Here is a 15,675-nt window from a genome sequence, read left to right on the forward strand (position 1 = left end):
GTCATGAAACAAGGGCCGGATACCCTCTTTTCGCTGCCGCAGCGGCAAATTGAAGCAATTGTTGTAGGCGCTTCTGCGGGTGGGCTACAAGCACTTAGTGTACTATTGGTCGGCTTGGTCGAAACTTTTCGCCTGCCTATCGTCGTGGTAGTACACATGCCCGAGGATAAGGACAGTAAACTAGCGGAAATTTTCCGGCTGCGTCTGGAGATAGACGTCAAGGAAGCAGATGAAAAGGAACCGCTGCACCCTGGCACGCTGTACTTTGCGCCGCCTGGGTACCATCTGCTGATCGAACAGGACAAAACGCTCTCCCTGAGCCGGGAAGAGCGTGTGCACTTTTCGCGGCCTTCAATCGACGTATTGTTCGAAAGTGCTGCAGACGTATTTGGCGAGCACCTTTGTGGTGTTCTACTGACCGGAGCCAATGAGGACGGCGCGGCAGGCTTGAGAGCGATCCACCGTGCCGGTGGGTTGACCGTTGTTCAGGATCCGGCTGAAGCCTTCGTGCCTACGATGCCGGAAGCTGCTCTCAGATTGTTTACTCCTGATTTCATTTTGCCTGTCAGAGACATTAATACATTGCTCGTCGAGCTGGAACAGAACAATGCTTAAAGAAGTGAATACAGCAAAGATTCTCATCGTTGACGATCTTCCAGAGAATCTTTTGGCACTTGAGGCGTTGTTGAAACACGAGGACCTTTCTGTATTCAAGGCCGGTTCTGCCGAGGCTGCGCTTGAGCTATTGCTCGTGCACGAATTTGCGCTTGCCATTCTGGACGTGCAGATGCCGGTCATGAACGGCTTCGAGCTTGCCGAAATGATGCGAAGTACTGAGAAGACCAAACATATTCCAATTGTCTTTGTCAGTGCTGCCGGTCATGACCGCAACTATGCCTTCAAAGGCTATGAGAGCGGAGCTGTAGACTTTCTTTACAAGCCGCTCGACATCCATGCGGTCAAGAGTAAGGTAAGCGTATTCGTGGACCTGTACCGGCACCGCAAGGGCATGCGGCATCAGCTTGAGGCGCTTGAGCGTAGCCGCCAGGAGCAGGAGGTGCTGCTGGCCGAGCTGCGCCAGACGCAAGTTGAATTGCAGCATGCGGTGCGGATGCGCGACGATTTCATGTCTATCGTTTCTCATGAGCTGAAGACCCCGCTCAATACCCTGATTCTCGAAGCCCAGCTGCGCAAAATCTACCTGGGCAAGAACAACATGGCAGCGTTTACGCCTGAAAAGCTGATGGAGATGGTCGAGCGGGACGAGCGTCAGGTACAGAAGTTGGTACGTCTGATCGATGACATGCTCGACGTATCCCGTATCCGGACGGGCAAGTTGTCTATCCGACCTTCCCGTTTCGATCTGGTGAAACTGGTTTCCAGTATCGTCGAAAATTTCATGCCGCAACTCAACGCGACTGGCTGTGACGTCACGGTAGAGCTTCCCGAATACATCGAAGGGGAGTGGGACGAATTCCGAATCGAGCAGGTTGTTGCCAATCTGCTTACCAATGCCATGCGCTACGGTGCAGGCAAGCCTGTTCATGTGAAACTGGATGTCAAGGACGGCTGTGCTGTACTTAGCGTACGGGACTTTGGTATCGGTATCTCGCCTGAGAATCAGGAGCGTATTTTCCGCCAGTTTGAGCGCGCTAGTGGAAGCGAAGGCGTTGCAGGGCTGGGCTTGGGACTTTATATCGCCGATCAGATCGTCAAGGCGCACCGTGGCAAGATAGGTGTCAGCAGCATCGAAGGGCAGGGGGCTACGTTCAGCGTGACGCTTCCTCTCAGCGAGTCGACGGCGACTGAATCGGCTAAGCCGAGGCTGGCCCTGGTAGAGACAGGCGTGCATTCCGCGCAGGGCTCGGCCTCTGGATCGTCAGGTCTGAAGGCGTAAGGAGAGCAGAAATAAAAAGGCTTACCGAGGTAAGCCTTTTTATTGCGCGCTTGGCGCTGAGATATGGCAGGGGCGGCTGGATTCGAACCAACGCATGGCAGGATCAAAACCTGCTGCCTTACCGCTTGGCGACGCCCCTGTAATACTTTCGAATTTCTGGTGGGCCCGGAGAGACTCGAACTCTCGACCAAAGGATTATGAGTCCTCTGCTCTAACCGACTGAGCTACAGGCCCTACGAGAGGGGCGCATTATACCCATATAGAAGCAAATGGCAAAATAAAGCGCATAAAAAAACCGGAGCGTTTGCTCCGGTTTTTCATTTACTCGTCGAGGAACGAGCGAAGATGCTCGCTACGGGACGGATGACGCAGCTTACGCAAGGCCTTGGCTTCGATCTGACGAATACGCTCGCGTGTTACATCGAACTGCTTACCGACCTCTTCAAGCGTATGGTCAGTATTCATATCGATGCCGAAACGCATGCGCAGTACCTTGGCTTCACGAGCTGTCAGTCCTGCCAGTACATCGCGAGTCGCTTCCTTCAGGCTTTCGCTGGTCGCTACCTCGATCGGAGACTGCATGGTGGAATCTTCGATGAAATCACCCAGGTGCGAATCTTCATCATCACCAATCGGTGTTTCCATGGAGATTGGCTCTTTAGCGATCTTCAATACCTTACGGATCTTGTCCTCAGGCATATCCATACGCTCGCCCAGCTCTTCCGGCGTCGGCTCGCGACCCATTTCCTGCAACATCTGGCGGGAAATACGATTGAGCTTGTTGATCGTCTCGATCATGTGAACCGGAATACGGATGGTCCGTGCCTGGTCCGCAATGGAACGGGTAATCGCCTGACGAATCCACCAGGTCGCATAGGTGGAGAACTTGTAGCCGCGGCGGTATTCGAACTTGTCTACAGCCTTCATCAGACCGATGTTGCCTTCCTGGATCAGATCAAGGAACTGCAAGCCGCGGTTTGTATATTTCTTGGCGATCGAGATCACGAGACGCAGGTTGGCCTCAACCATCTCTTTTTTCGCCCGACGAGCCTTGGCTTCGCCGATGGACATGTTGCGGTTGATCTCCTTGATCTCAGCAACTGTCAGATCAAGCTCCTTTTGCAGGGCAATCAGCTTTTCCTGGTTGCGCTGGATATCAGGACGCAGGCGCTCAATCGCCTCGGCATACTTGGGCTTGTTCTTGAGAACCTTGTCTACCCACTCAAGGTTGGTTTCGTTGCTCGGGAACGAACGCAGGAAATCAGCGCGGGGCATACGTGCATCACGTACACACAGCTGCATGATGGCGCGTTCCTGGGCACGAACACGATCCAGCGACTCGCGAACGCGGCCTACCAGTATCTCGTACTGCTTGGGTACCAGCTTGATCGGCATGAACAGCGTGGCCAGGGCCACCAGCTCTTCAATGGCCTGATCGCTGCTACGGCCATGCTTCTGGAGCGCCTTTTGGGTTTTCTCCAGTTGTTCGGCTACGGCTGCGAAGCGTTGACGAGCTTCTTCCGGGTCCGGACCGCTTTCGGTCTCTTCCTCGGAGTCATCGCTCTCGCTTTCTTCTTCGTCGTCGCTCTGGGCTGCAGCGGCATCCTTAGCCTTGGGCACAGGAATGTCATCGCTTTCGCTCTCAGGCAGCGTGCCGTCATCGGGATCGATGTAGCCGCTGAGAACGTCAGACAGGCGACCACCTTCGGATGTAACCCGATCATATTCGCTGAGAATGTATTCAACCGAGCCCGGGAAGTGAGCGATAGCGCTCATGACTTCACGGATACCTTCCTCGATACGCTTGGCGATTTCGATTTCGCCTTCACGGGTCAAGAGTTCAACGGTACCCATCTCACGCATGTACATGCGCACGGGATCGGTGGTACGACCAACATCGCTTTCAACTGCTGCCAGTGCGGCGGCGGCTTCTTCAGCGGCGGCTTCATCGGTATCCGCTTCTGCGAGCAGTAGGGTATCCGCATCCGGAGCTGTTTCGAATACGTTGATCCCCATGTCGTTGATCATGCGGATGATGTCTTCCACCTGTTCTGGATCGGAGATATCCTCCGGCAGGTGATCGTTGACTTCCGAGTACGTCAGGTAACCCTGCTCGCGACCGCGGGCGATCAACTCTTTAAGACGAGATTGCTGTTGCGCTTTTCCGGACATAAACACCCTTCCACGAAGGCATAGGCGGGCAAAAATAAGCTGAGTATTATAGCCGATCAGGCGGCTTTCTTGCCAGAATCAGGTTGATGGCACAGCTGGGCGGCTAAGAAGCTCGCGCAGACGGTCCTTCTCTTCAATGCTGAGTTCGCTTTGGCGCGCCTTGCGGAGCAGCTGTTCAAGGCTGCGTTCACGCTGGCTTGCTGCAAGCCTAGTAATGGTGTCGAAAAACTGTTGTTCAAGGTTATCACCTGAAATCAACCACTCTTTTTCGGCTAAAACACGTAATAGTTTGCCTTGTTCAGTGCCGTGCCAGCGTGCCAGCAGCTGCAACGTGCTCTGTTCGGGCTTCTTCTGCAAGGCATCAACCAGGGCAACAAGAAGCTGTGCGTATTGGTCATTTTCTTCGGCAATGTTCTTTGCATCCTGAACCTGCAAGGCCAGCGAAGGGCGGTGTACCAGGCTGCGTAATGCGGCAAGCGTAGGCGGTTCAACCTTTACCGGCTCGCGTGGGGCACGCATGGCAGGGTCACCTTTGAAGCCGAACGACTTCTTGCCGCGGAACCCATTTTTCCCTCCATACGAGGGCTTGCCTGTGCGACTGCTCGGATAGGGCGCGGCAGGCGCAGGTGAGTCATAGCCGCTATCGTAATAGGCATCCTGCTCGTAGTAAGGCTCGTCCGTAGGCCGTGGTGTCGCGGCTGGTGCGCTGGCAAACTGATTGAGCGACTCGTTGTTGAGCCCGGTCAGCTCGGTCAGGCGCAGGCGCATGAGCGCTTTCAGGTTATTTCCCGGGACCTTTTCAATCAGCGGTATGGCCAATGTCGCCAGGTGCGCCTTTCCCTCCAGAGTAGACGGGTCAGCCTCGGCTGCCAGTTGCTGAAAGAAATACTCGGCCAGTGGCAGCGCCTGCTGGACGAAACGTGCCTGAAACGCGTCCGGGCCCTCTGATCTGACGAGAGAATCTGGATCTTCGCCTTCGGGAAGAAAGAGAAAGCGGATCTTGCGGCCGTCCTGTAGGGTGGGGAGCGCTGATTCCAGTGCGCGCCATGCTGCGCTACGACCGGCCTTGTCGCCATCAAAGCAGAACAGGATCTGAGGCACCAGACGAAACAAGCGCTTGATGTGCTCCTCGCTAGTAGACGTACCCAGGGTGGCAACAGCATTTCGTATGCCTTGCTGCGCCAGGGCAATCACGTCCATATAGCCTTCCACGACAATGATCTCGTCAAGATCGCGGTTGGCTCGGCGAGCCTCGAACAGCCCGTACAGCTCTTGACCCTTATGGAAAACAGGCGTTTCCGGAGAGTTAAGGTACTTGGGTTTCTCATCGCCCAGGACTCGGCCACCAAACGCGATAACGCGCCCACGGCTGTCCTTGATCGGAAAAATGACCCGATCACGGAAACGATCGTAGCGTTTGCCGTTTTCGGTATTTTCAATCAGTAAACCAGCCTCGATCATGGCTTTTTGCTGAAGCTCGTCACCTGCCAGATGCTTGAGCAGATTATCCCAGCCAGGCGGTGCGAACCCCAGGCCGTAATCGCGTGCGATCTCGCCGGTCAGGCCGCGTTTCTTCAGGTAATCCACTGCGGCTTTACGCTGGGGATGACTCTTGAGCGACTGACGATAGAACGTGGCTGCATCAGCCAGTAGCGCATACAGCGGGGAGTCGACCATCTGTCGCGGCTTGCGTGGGCCGCCACTGCTGCTTTCTTCTCGGGGAACATCAAGGCCAGCTTTTCTGGCTAGCTCTTCAACAGCTTCGGGAAACTCCAGATTGTCATGATCCATGACAAAGCCGAGGGCATTTCCGCCTGCGCCGCAGCCGAAGCAGTAATAGAACTGTTTATCCGGGCTTACGCTAAACGAGGGACTCTTTTCGTTATGAAAAGGGCAGAGCGCACTAAAATTCTTGCCGGTCTTTTTTAGCTTGATGCGTGACCCTACCACTTCGACAATGTCGGTGCGGTTGAGTAGGTCGTCGATAAAGCTCTGAGGGATCAATCCGGCCATGGTGCATTCGGCTCAGGGAGGGCCATTAGCATACGCGATGAAAAACAGTTGCTTCCATGCGCAGGTCGCTTGCTTGAATTACGTACTCGATTATCGAGCTTGAGCATACTAACGCACGTTGCGAAAGGATGTTCAACAGGAATGCGCCAGGCATGGGATATGCTTGACAGGTGGTGCGGAATTGGCAGATCACAGACGTTCAGCCCGACCAGTGGTCGGGCGGAGCCGTTAGCCTTGCAGGCGTCTGATCAGTACAGACGCTCGCGGCGGCGCTGTTCGCGCTGCACTTTCTTGGCATGACGCTTAACAGCAGCAGCTGCCTTGCGCTTACGCTCGGAAGTAGGCTTCTCATAGAACTCGCGGCTGCGAACTTCAGCCAGAACACCGGCTTTTTCGCAAGAGCGCTTGAAACGACGCAGGGCTACGTCGAAGGGTTCGTTTTCTTTGACTTTGACGGCGGGCATCCAGGTCGTACCTTCAATGTTTACCGGGGGTTGATTCAACGCTTGAGGCCTTAGCCATATAAAGCGTCGGTTTTTAAGGGTTGCGGATAGTAACGCTTCGCCGGGGTAAATGCAAAGCTTCCGGACGAAAGCACTGGTCTGAGCAAATGGGTGGGATTATCATGCCTGTCTTCATTCATTGTCAGGCCGAAGGCCATCTGCCCATGCGTGTTCTGGGACTCGAAACGTCCTGCGACGAAACAGGTGTCGCACTCTTTGACAGCGAACGTGGACTTTTGTCCGATGCGCTATTCAGTCAAATCGATTTGCATCGTGTTTATGGTGGGGTAGTGCCTGAATTGGCCTCCCGTGACCATGTAAAACGAATGCTTCCTCTTATTAATCAGGTATTGGCTGAGGCTGGTAGCAAGCCAGCCGACGTTGATGCCATTGCCTATACGGCCGGTCCGGGCCTGGTCGGTGCGCTGCTGGTAGGCGCCTCCTTTGCCCAGGCGCTGAGTCTGGCATGGGGCGTTCCGGCGTTGGGAGTTCACCATATGGAGGGCCATCTGCTGGCCCCCATGCTGGAGGAGCAGCCACCGGAGTTTCCGTTCGTCGCCTTGTTGGTGTCTGGTGGCCATACGCAGCTTGTACGGGTGGACGGTATCGGCCGTTATCAGCTCCTGGGCGAGTCGGTAGACGATGCCGCAGGGGAAGCCTTTGACAAGACTGCCAAGCTCCTGGGGCTCGGTTATCCAGGCGGGCCGGAGATTGCTCGACTTGCGCTCAATGGCAATCCTGATCGCTTTGTCTTTCCGCGTCCGATGACAGACCGGCCTGGTCTGGATTTCAGCTTCAGCGGTTTAAAGACTTTTGCTCTCAACACCTGGCAGCAATGCGAGGCGGCAGGGGATAACAGTGAGCAGACGCGTTGCGATATCGCCTTGGCCTTTCAGCGTGCGGTCGTCGAGACGCTGACGATCAAGTGCAAGCGTGCCCTTAAGCAAACAGGCCTCAAGTCTCTGGTAATTGCTGGCGGTGTCAGCGCCAATACTGCGCTGAGAACCTCGTTGGAGACCATGCTCAAGGAGCTACGTGGGCATGTCTTTTATGCCCGCCCACGTTTCTGTACGGACAACGGCGCCATGATTGCGTATGCCGGTTGCCAGCGTCTGCTGGCCGGTCAGCAGGATGGCCCCGCCATTCAGGTGCAGGCACGTTGGCCAATGGAGCAGTTACCGGCGGTCTGAGTAACGTCAAGGGCGTGGTCTGGCAAATCTTTTGGGACAAAAGCTGTCACGCTCTCTAGAAGTGACGTTCTCGTCCTGCCAGCAAGGCTTTGAGATTGGCACGGTGGCGAAGCACGATAAGGATGGTCAGCGCGAGCAGAGGCAATAACGCGGCATGTTGTTGCCAGGCGATAAGCGGCAGGCACAGCAACGTGGCGGCCAGTGCAGCCAGGGAGCTGATACGGGTCATTGCGAAGACGATTCCCCAGATGCCAGCCGCCAGCAATGCAGCCCAGGGATACAGGCCTAGCAACATACCGGCCGCTGTGGCGACGCCTTTGCCGCCGCGAAACTGAAAGTAGAGCGGATAGACATGGCCCAGTACTGCTGCCAGACCGATCCAGGCCTGCTCGACCTCTGACAGGCCCAGGGTACGTGCCAGGAGAATAGGGACGAGGCTTTTGCTCAGGTCGCCTAGTAATGTCAGGATGGCAAGGCGCTTGCCACCAAGACGAAACATGTTGGTTGCACCGGGATTGCCTGATCCACTGGTTCTGGGATCGTTAAGGCCAAAGGCGCGGCTGAGCAGGACGGCAAACGATACGGAGCCGAGCAGGTAGGCAAAAGTGGCCAGCAACCAAACCATGATGATGTTCCCGGAGGGGCAGTCCCTTCAGATTCTAATGGGAATCTTCGTCTGACCGCGATACGGTGGCTGGGCTTTTCAAATAATGCGCATATGGGCGCTGGAGAGGGTCGTGGACAAGGTATTCATCGAGGGACTGGAAGTTGACACCGTTATTGGTGTGTATGACTGGGAACGCGAAATTCGTCAGTGCTTGCGTCTGGATGTCACCATGGCGTGGGACATTCGTTCTTCCGCCGAGAGCGATGAACTGGACAAGACGTTGAATTACGCCGCGGTGGCAGAACGTATTACAGCGTTCGCCCAGCAGTCGAGCTTCCAGTTGGTCGAGACGTTTGCCGAGCGTCTGGCCAGTCTCTTGATGCAGGAGTTTCAATTGCCCGGGTTGCGGCTGAAAATTACCAAGCCGGGTGCCGTACCGACGGCGGCAGGGGTTGGTGTGGAGATCGAGCGCGGATGTCTCTGACCACGGTATACCTGGGCCTTGGTAGTAATACCGCGCGTGAGCAGCATCTGACGGCGGCATTGGAGGCCTTGTCCGCCTTATGCGGAGAGCTGGCATGCTCTCCCGTCTTTGAAAGCGAGGCCGTGGGTATCAAGAGCGAGCCGTTCTTCAACCTGGTCGTCAAGGTCCAGACAGAATTGTCCCTGGCTGACTTGAGTGTTCGCTTAAAGCACATCGAAGCTGACAATGGCCGATACGCGGCAGATCGTACAGGTTTGCCGCTTGATATCGACATTCTGACCTATGGCGATCTCGTAGGAAACCTGGATGGGCTGATTCTGCCGCGGGCAGAAATTCTCAAGAATGCCTTCGTGCTTTGGCCGCTCTCGTTATTGGCCGCCACAGTCAGGCATCCTGTCGATGGCCGTGATTACGCTTCTCTTTGGGCTGCGATGCCCAAGGTCCAGCGTTTATGGCCGGTACCGTTTACATGGCGTGGACAGTCATTGACGCCAGCCACGTTGTGTCAGGCCTTTCCAGCTGAGTAGTCACGGCAATACGCCTCGATGGCCTCGAGGCGCGACTGCTTCAAAGCCTCTCCAAGTTCGGCGCCTTTAAATCCTCTCTCCAATAAAGGTTGTACTGTTACTGCGCGTGCAGCCTGCGCAACCGAGCGCATGTAATTTGCCTGCGCATAGGGGAGTGCTGCGTCATAGTGGTCCATTTCACAGGCTTGAAGGAATTCCTCGAAGCGAGCCGGCCGACGGAACAGGTCGAAGCACTGGAATAGCGCCAGGAGCGCTGTTGAGCTCAGCTCGGATGCACGCTGGACGTGCGGGTGATACTGGCTGACCAATAACGCCAGCTCACTACAGTCACGCGGCAACTTGAAGCGGTTATTGATGGCTTCGATCGTGTCGGTAACCTGGTTTGGCTCGTGCTGATCGCCCTTCACCTGCATGAGTAGACATGACCAGCGTATGGGAAGGGGTTGCTTATGACTGGCGCATTGGCGCAGTACCCGCAAGGTATGGCTGGTAGACGGATCGGCATCGGCTTTGAGCAGGGAGTCGATCTCGGGTATCAGTACAGCCAGCGCACCACAGACATGCAGGGTCTGAATGAAAACATCCGGCCTTGACTCCATCAGCGCCCGAGAGATTTCTTTCCACATGCGCTCGGGTGTCAGGGCGTCCAGTTCACCGCTGGCCGCCATGCGCTGCATCAGCTCAAGGGTCTCCGGAGCGACATTGAACCCAAGCGGAGCATAGCGGGCCGCAAAACGAGCTACGCGCAGCACCCGCAATGGGTCTTCCATGAACGCTGGGGACACATGGCGCAGCAGACGTGCATGTAGATCCTTCAGGCCGCCATAGGGATCAATCACGTGGCCCGCTTCGTCTTCTGCCATTGCGTTGATGGTCAGATCGCGGCGGATGAGATCGTCTTCCAGGGTGACGTCCGGGTCTGCAAAAAAGGTGAAGCCGCCATAGCCACGACCGCTTTTACGTTCAGTGCGCGCCAGGGCGTATTCCTCACCGGTCTTGAGATGAAGGAAGACGGGAAAGTCCGCACCGACGGGGCGAAAACCCTGAGCGGTAAGCTCTTCAGCGGTACCTCCGACAACAACCCAATCGACTTCCGTAACGGGCTGCCCTAGCAATCGATCCCGGACCGCGCCACCCACCTTGTATATCTGCATGCTTCACCTCCTGAAGGCAGCAGGATAACGATGAAGTAGGTAAACGCCAAAAAGGATGTAAAGAAACAAGGCCTCACAGGAGGCCTTGGATTTAGATGGGTGAGATAGCGATGTCGGTACGCCGAGAGTCAAGGTCCCGGTGGCCGTCCCGGGGCGGAACGTGCTGGGTGCTGACGATCTGATCGCCCTGAGCGGTTTCAAGGTGAATGTCAAAGCCCCATAAGCGATGCAAGTGCTTGAGTACCTCCTCGGTAGAATCGCCCAGGGGTTTGCGATCATGCTGGGTATGCCGCAACGTGAGCGAGCGATCACCGCGACGGTTAATATTCCAGATCTGGATATTAGGCTCACGATTGCCCAGGTTGTACTGGGCTGCCAGCTGCTCACGAATCAGGCGATAACCCCGATCATCATGAATTGCCGCGACTTCCAGCTCATCACGGTGATCATCGTCCAGAATGCTGAACAGCTTGAGATCCCGGATAACCTTGGGCGACAAGAATTGAAGAATAAAGCTTTCGTCCTTGAAGCTCTTCATCGCGAACGTAACGGTAGAGAGCCAGTCGCTGCCTGCGATATCCGGAAACCAGCGCTTGTCTTCTTCGGTAGGATTCTCACAGATCCGGCGAATATCGCGGAACATGGAAAAGCCCAGGGTGTAAGGGTTGATGCCGCTGTAATAGGGGCTGTCGAAGCTTGGCTGGTAGATCACGCCTGAGTGAGACTGCAGGAACTCGAACATGAAGCCATCGGTTACGAGGCCTTCATCGTAGAGATCGTTGAGCAAGGTGTAATGCCAGAAGGTTGCCCAGCCTTCATTCATTACCTGCGTTTGCCGCTGCGGATAGAAGTACTGAGCGATCTTGCGCACGATCCGGATAACTTCACGCTGCCAGGGCTCTAGCAACGGGGCATGTTTCTCAAGGAAATAGAGAATATTTTCCTGAGGCTCGGAGGGGAAACGCGCATCCTCTTCGTGTTTATCCTTGTCGCCCATCTTGGGGATGGTGCGCCAGAGGTCATTTACTTGGCGCTGCAGGAGTTCTTCACGCTCTTTTTGCCGACGGCGCTCCTCTTCAGCGGAAATGGGATAGGGCCGCTTGTAGCGATCCACGCCATAATTCATCAGTGCATGGCAGGAGTCGAGGAGGTCCTCTACCGCATCAATGCCATGGCGTTCTTCGCATTGTGTGATGTACTGCTTGGCGAACACCAAATAATCGATGATGGAGCTGGCGTCTGTCCAGGTCCGGAACAGGTAATTGCCCTTGAAGAAGCTGTTATGCCCATAACAGGCGTGGGCAATTACGAGGGCCTGCATCGTGATGGTGTTTTCCTCCATCAGATAGGCGATGCAAGGATCTGAATTGATCACGATTTCATAGGCCAGGCCCATCTGCCCGCGCTTATAATGCTTTTCGGTATGCAGGAAGTGCTTACCATAAGACCAATGGTTATAGCCGATAGGCATGCCAACAGACGCGTAAGCGTCCATCATCTGCTCGGCTGTGATAATTTCAATTTGGTTGGGATAGGTATCCAGGGCATAGCGCTTAGCGATACGACCGATTTCCCGGTCATACGTCTGTACAAGCTCAAATGTCCATTCCGAGCCGGTGGAAATAGGCTGACGCTTCATGACACAAGCCTCCGCTGGAACAGTTCACGAAACACCGGGTAAATATCGGCAGCCGATACGATCTGCTGTTGCGAAAAGGACTCGGGAAACGCCCCGCGCACCTGTTCGTATTCGTACCACAAGGCCTGATGTTCCCGTGGCGTGATCTCTACATAGGTGTAGTACTGCATGAACGGCAGTATCTGGCGGACTAGGATATCCCTGCAGATAGGCGAGTCGTCATTCCAGTTGTCACCGTCCGAGGCCTGCGCGGCATACAGGTTCCACTCGTTGATGGGGTACCGCTCCGCCATGATTTCCTGCATGAGCTTCAATGCACTGGATACAATCGTGCCGCCCGTTTCACGGGAATAGAAAAACTCCTCTTCATCCACTTCACGTGCGCTGGTGTGGTGACGAATAAACACCACATCGATTCGCTCGTAATTACGCTTGAGAAACAGATAGAGCAGGATGAAAAAGCGCTTGGCGATGTCCTTGGTCGCCTGAGTCATCGAGCCGGAAACGTCCATCAGACAGAACATCACTGCCTTTGAGCTTGGCGTAGGCTGTTTGCTCAACAGGTTGTACTTGAGGTCAAAGGTATCCAGGAACGGGACCTTATCGATCCGGGCGCGCAGACGCACAATCTCGGCTTCGAGCGTCTGGATATCAGTGATGTTGTCCGGCTCCTCGACACGCAGGCGTGCAAGCTCTGCCTTGACTTCGCGCAGCTTGTTGCGGCTCCCGCCCGACAGAGCAATTCGCCGGGCATGAGCGGAGCGTAAAGTCCGGATGATATTGATGCGCGACGGATTCCCTTCGCTGCTGATACCAGCACGTACCGTCTTGAACGTGTCGCTGCCGGTCAGCTGTTTTTTCACCAGATTCGGCAGTTCAAGATCCTCGAACATGAAGTCGAGAAATTCGTCCTGGGTGATCTGGAACACGAAGTCATCCATACCTTCGCCACTGTTGCTGGCCTTGCCTTGGCCTGCGCCACCACCACCGCCTCCTTGGGGGCGGGGAATGCGGTCTCCTGAAGAAAACTCCTTGTTACCGGGATGAACGGTCGTTTGCTTGCCGCCCCGACCGTGATGCAGCACGGGCTCATCAATGTCGCGGCCAGGAATACTGATTTGCTCGCCATGCTCCATATCGGTAATGGAACGGCGGCTCACGGCCTCTTCGACCGCCTTCTTGATGTGCTCGCGGTAACGCCGCAGAAAACGTGTACGGTTTACCGTGCTCTTATTCTTGCCATTCAAACGCCGGTCGATGACATAACTCATAGACGCCCTCCGGGCTCGGAAATGGAGCAGTCCGCGGTCCTACGATAGGCTTGGCATATTGCGATTTGCCTACCGCCGGACAGGTCACGGCAGAGCACGGTCACGCCGCCTCTGCCTGTGACGATACGACTGCGTTCTTTACTGCGATTTCCGTACCCGCAGATACCACTCGGACAGCAACCGCACTTGCTTCTCGGTATAGCCACGCTCGACCATGCGAGTCACAAAGTCGTTGTGTTTTTGTTGGTCCTCCTTGCTTGCCTTGGCGTTGAAGCTGATAACCGGCAGGAGATCCTCGGTGTTCGAGAACATCTTCTTCTCGATGACCGTGCGCAGCTTCTCGTAAGAGAGCCAGCTGGGATTCTTGCCGTTGTTATTGGCACGCGCGCGCAGCACAAAGTTGACGATCTCGTTGCGGAAGTCTTTTGGATTGCTGATGCCTGCCGGCTTCTCGATCTTCTCCAGCTCCTCGTTCAGCGCCGCGCGATTGAGAATTTCACCCGTTTCCGGGTCACGGTATTCCTGATCCTGAATCCAGAAATCGGCGTACAACACGTAGCGGTCAAAAATGTTCTGTCCGTATTCGCTGTACGATTCAAGGTAGGCGGTTTGAATCTCTTTGCCGATGAACTCGACATAACGAGGTGCCAAGTATTCCTTGATAAAGCGCATGTAGCGCTCGCGGACTTCTGCCGGAAACTGCTCCTGCTCGATCTGCTGCTCAAGCACATACAGCAAATGAACAGGGTTGGCTGCAATCTCGTTGGCATCGAAGTTGAAGACACGTGAAAGAATCTTAAAGGCAAAACGGGTCGACAAACCGTTCATGCCTTCATCGACACCTGCTGTGTCGCGATACTCCTGAATCGATTTGGCCTTGGGGTCGGTGTCCTTCAGGTTTTCACCGTCGTACACTCGCATCTTGGAGTAGATATTCGAGTTCTCAGGCTCTTTCAGGCGTGAAAGTACAGAGAACTGCGCCAGCATTTTGAGCGTATCGGGCGCGCAATGAGCTTTGGATAGAGAGCTGTTGATGAGGAGCTTGTCGTAGATCTTCATCTCATCCGAAACACGCAGGCAATACGGGACCTTGACGATGTAGATACGGTCGATGAAGGCCTCGTTATTCTTGTTGTTACGGAAGGTATGCCATTCTGATTCGTTGGAGTGCGCCAGGATGATCCCACTGTAGGGCAGGGCACCCAGACCCTCGGTACTGTTGTAGTTGCCTTCCTGAGTCGCGGTCAGGAGTGGGTGCAGCACCTTGATAGGTGCCTTGAACATTTCCACAAATTCCATCAAGCCTTGGTTGGCTCGGCATAAAGCGCCTGAGTAGCTGTAGGCGTCTGCATCGTTTTGCGGATATTCCTCAAGCTTGCGAATATCGACCTTGCCGACAAGTGCAGAAATATCCTGATTGTTCTCATCGCCTGGCTCGGTCTTGGCGATAGCGATCTGGTTAAGGATGGAGGGGTGCAGCTTTACAACGCGGAACTTGCTGATATCTCCGCCGAACTCCTGCAATCGCTTGGCTGCCCAAGGCGACATGATGCTGCGCAGGTAGTGGCGAGGAATGCCATAGTCTTCTTCAAGAATCTGGCCATCTTCATCAGGATTGAATAGGCCCAGCGGAGATTCAAAGACCGGAGAGTCCTTGATGGCATAGAACGGAATACGCTCGATCAGCTGCTTGAGCTTTTCCGCCAATGACGATTTACCGCCCCCTACAGGACCCAGGAGATAAAGAATTTGCTTTTTCTCTTCGAGGCCTTGGGCTGCGTGCCGAAAATACGAAACGATCTGCTCAATGCAATCTTCCATCCCGTGGAAGTCTGCAAAAGCAGGGTAACGACGGATCACCTTGTTGGAAAAGATGCGCGAAAGGCGCGGGTCGCTGGCGGTATCTACCAGCTCCGGTTCACCAATAGCCATGAGCATGCGCTCAGCGGCACTGGCATAGGCAGTACGGTCCTTCTTGCAGATCTCAAGATATTCCTGAAGGGAATATTCTTCCTGACGAGTCGCTTCGAAACGCCCCTGGAAGTGACTGAAAATGCTCATGACGTCTCCTCGCTGGATACCCTCGAGCCGGCTGGGATCGGTCGTACGCGTGCACGGAAAACAGCAACAGTCGACGGAGCAACCGTTTGGAATTCCCCCGAACACCTAATGGTCGTACCGATGGCCCGCCGGAAATCCGGCTCCCTGAATGGGAAGG

The 15,675-nt window shown here is 55.1% G+C and carries 13 protein-coding genes and 2 tRNA genes; 5 read left to right on the top strand and 10 right to left on the bottom strand.

The genetic code is table 11. The features are described from left to right. Window positions 1–3: 3 nt before the first annotated feature. Window positions 4–615, top strand: a complete 612-nt coding sequence (locus EAW52_RS03815) for a chemotaxis protein CheB (protein WP_122041473.1) — start codon at window positions 4–6, stop codon at window positions 613–615. Continuing rightward, window positions 608–1,897: a hybrid sensor histidine kinase/response regulator gene (locus EAW52_RS03820; protein WP_122041474.1), complete on the top strand. Its 1,290-nt coding sequence runs from the start codon at window positions 608–610 to the stop codon at window positions 1,895–1,897. Before EAW52_RS03815 ends, EAW52_RS03820 begins: the two co-directional genes overlap by 8 nt. A gap of 64 nt (window positions 1,898–1,961) precedes the next feature. Here the strand turns inward: EAW52_RS03820 and EAW52_RS03825 are convergent. The 5 genes from EAW52_RS03825 to rpsU all read right to left on the bottom strand — a co-directional run bounded on the left by EAW52_RS03825 (window position 1,962) and on the right by rpsU (window position 6,546). Continuing rightward, window positions 1,962–2,036: transfer RNA gene (locus EAW52_RS03825), tRNA-Gln, on the bottom strand. Window positions 2,037–2,054: 18 nt separating this feature from the next. Then, window positions 2,055–2,131 (bottom strand) — tRNA-Ile (locus EAW52_RS03830). Window positions 2,132–2,218: 87 nt separating this feature from the next. Beyond that, window positions 2,219–4,069, bottom strand: coding sequence for an RNA polymerase sigma factor RpoD (rpoD, locus tag EAW52_RS03835; protein ID WP_010795991.1), 1,851 nt, complete (start codon window positions 4,067–4,069; stop codon window positions 2,219–2,221). 78 nt (window positions 4,070–4,147) lie between these two features. Further along, window positions 4,148–6,082, bottom strand: coding sequence for a DNA primase (gene dnaG / locus EAW52_RS03840; protein ID WP_122041475.1), 1,935 nt, complete (start codon window positions 6,080–6,082; stop codon window positions 4,148–4,150). 248 nt (window positions 6,083–6,330) lie between these two features. After that, window positions 6,331–6,546 carry a 30S ribosomal protein S21 gene (gene rpsU / locus EAW52_RS03845; protein ID WP_010795989.1) on the bottom strand — a complete coding sequence of 72 codons (216 nt, stop codon included), beginning with the start codon at window positions 6,544–6,546 and terminating at the stop codon, window positions 6,331–6,333. 203 nt (window positions 6,547–6,749) lie between these two features. Between rpsU and tsaD the strand changes: the two genes are divergently transcribed. Further along, the gene (gene tsaD / locus EAW52_RS03850) at window positions 6,750–7,775 is read left to right on the top strand and encodes a tRNA (adenosine(37)-N6)-threonylcarbamoyltransferase complex transferase subunit TsaD (protein ID WP_026004189.1); all 1,026 of its coding nucleotides are present in this window, start codon (window positions 6,750–6,752) and stop codon (window positions 7,773–7,775) included. A 55-nt stretch (window positions 7,776–7,830) separates the two neighbouring features. On the opposite strand, the gene plsY is transcribed toward tsaD, so the two are convergent. Further along, window positions 7,831–8,400: a glycerol-3-phosphate 1-O-acyltransferase PlsY gene (gene plsY / locus EAW52_RS03855; RefSeq protein ID WP_010795987.1), complete on the bottom strand. Its 570-nt coding sequence runs from the start codon at window positions 8,398–8,400 to the stop codon at window positions 7,831–7,833. Between the two features lie 112 nt (window positions 8,401–8,512). Between plsY and folB the strand changes: the two genes are divergently transcribed. Beyond that, entirely contained in the window at window positions 8,513–8,866 is a 354-nt protein-coding gene (gene folB / locus EAW52_RS03860; protein WP_019367536.1) for a dihydroneopterin aldolase, read from the top strand. Next, window positions 8,857–9,393, top strand: coding sequence for a 2-amino-4-hydroxy-6-hydroxymethyldihydropteridine diphosphokinase (gene folK, locus EAW52_RS03865; protein WP_122041476.1), 537 nt, complete (start codon window positions 8,857–8,859; stop codon window positions 9,391–9,393). Before folB ends, folK begins: the two co-directional genes overlap by 10 nt. Here folK and EAW52_RS03870 read toward each other — a convergent pair. The 4 genes from EAW52_RS03870 to EAW52_RS03885 all read right to left on the bottom strand — a co-directional run bounded on the left by EAW52_RS03870 (window position 9,372) and on the right by EAW52_RS03885 (window position 15,518). Further along, on the bottom strand, window positions 9,372–10,547 hold the full coding sequence (locus EAW52_RS03870) for a multifunctional CCA addition/repair protein (protein ID WP_122041477.1): 1,176 nt from the start codon (window positions 10,545–10,547) through the stop codon (window positions 9,372–9,374). The genes folK and EAW52_RS03870 overlap by 22 nt on opposite strands. 91 nt (window positions 10,548–10,638) lie before the next feature. After that, window positions 10,639–12,186 (bottom strand): SpoVR family protein, encoded by a 1,548-nt coding sequence (locus EAW52_RS03875; protein WP_122041478.1) that lies wholly within the window; start codon window positions 12,184–12,186, stop codon window positions 10,639–10,641. Then, entirely contained in the window at window positions 12,183–13,457 is a 1,275-nt protein-coding gene (locus tag EAW52_RS03880; RefSeq protein ID WP_122041479.1) for a YeaH/YhbH family protein, read from the bottom strand. The genes EAW52_RS03875 and EAW52_RS03880 overlap by 4 nt, the downstream gene beginning before the upstream one ends. Window positions 13,458–13,595: 138 nt before the next feature. After that, window positions 13,596–15,518: a PrkA family serine protein kinase gene (locus EAW52_RS03885; protein WP_122041480.1), complete on the bottom strand. Its 1,923-nt coding sequence runs from the start codon at window positions 15,516–15,518 to the stop codon at window positions 13,596–13,598. Window positions 15,519–15,675: the final 157 nt, after the last annotated feature.

It is taken from the genome of Pseudomonas sp. LTJR-52, assembly GCF_003691465.1.
GTDB lineage: Bacteria > Pseudomonadota > Gammaproteobacteria > Pseudomonadales > Pseudomonadaceae > Chryseomonas > Chryseomonas luteola.

Coding starts and splice junctions, on each gene's coding strand:
- rpsU (WP_010795989.1), bottom strand. CDS start 6,546: ATGCCCGCCGTCAAAGTCAAAGAAAACGAACCCTTCGACGTAGCCCTG.
- dnaG (WP_122041475.1), bottom strand. CDS start 6,082: ATGGCCGGATTGATCCCTCAGAGCTTTATCGACGACCTACTCAACCGC.
- EAW52_RS03815 (WP_122041473.1), top strand. CDS start 4: ATGAAACAAGGGCCGGATACCCTCTTTTCGCTGCCGCAGCGGCAAATT.
- EAW52_RS03875 (WP_122041478.1), bottom strand. CDS start 12,186: ATGAAGCGTCAGCCTATTTCCACCGGCTCGGAATGGACATTTGAGCTT.
- EAW52_RS03870 (WP_122041477.1), bottom strand. CDS start 10,547: ATGCAGATATACAAGGTGGGTGGCGCGGTCCGGGATCGATTGCTAGGG.
- tsaD (WP_026004189.1), top strand. CDS start 6,750: ATGCGTGTTCTGGGACTCGAAACGTCCTGCGACGAAACAGGTGTCGCA.
- plsY (WP_010795987.1), bottom strand. CDS start 8,400: ATGGTTTGGTTGCTGGCCACTTTTGCCTACCTGCTCGGCTCCGTATCG.
- rpoD (WP_010795991.1), bottom strand. CDS start 4,069: ATGTCCGGAAAAGCGCAACAGCAATCTCGTCTTAAAGAGTTGATCGCC.
- EAW52_RS03885 (WP_122041480.1), bottom strand. CDS start 15,518: ATGAGCATTTTCAGTCACTTCCAGGGGCGTTTCGAAGCGACTCGTCAG.
- EAW52_RS03820 (WP_122041474.1), top strand. CDS start 608: ATGCTTAAAGAAGTGAATACAGCAAAGATTCTCATCGTTGACGATCTT.
- folK (WP_122041476.1), top strand. CDS start 8,857: ATGTCTCTGACCACGGTATACCTGGGCCTTGGTAGTAATACCGCGCGT.
- EAW52_RS03880 (WP_122041479.1), bottom strand. CDS start 13,457: ATGAGTTATGTCATCGACCGGCGTTTGAATGGCAAGAATAAGAGCACG.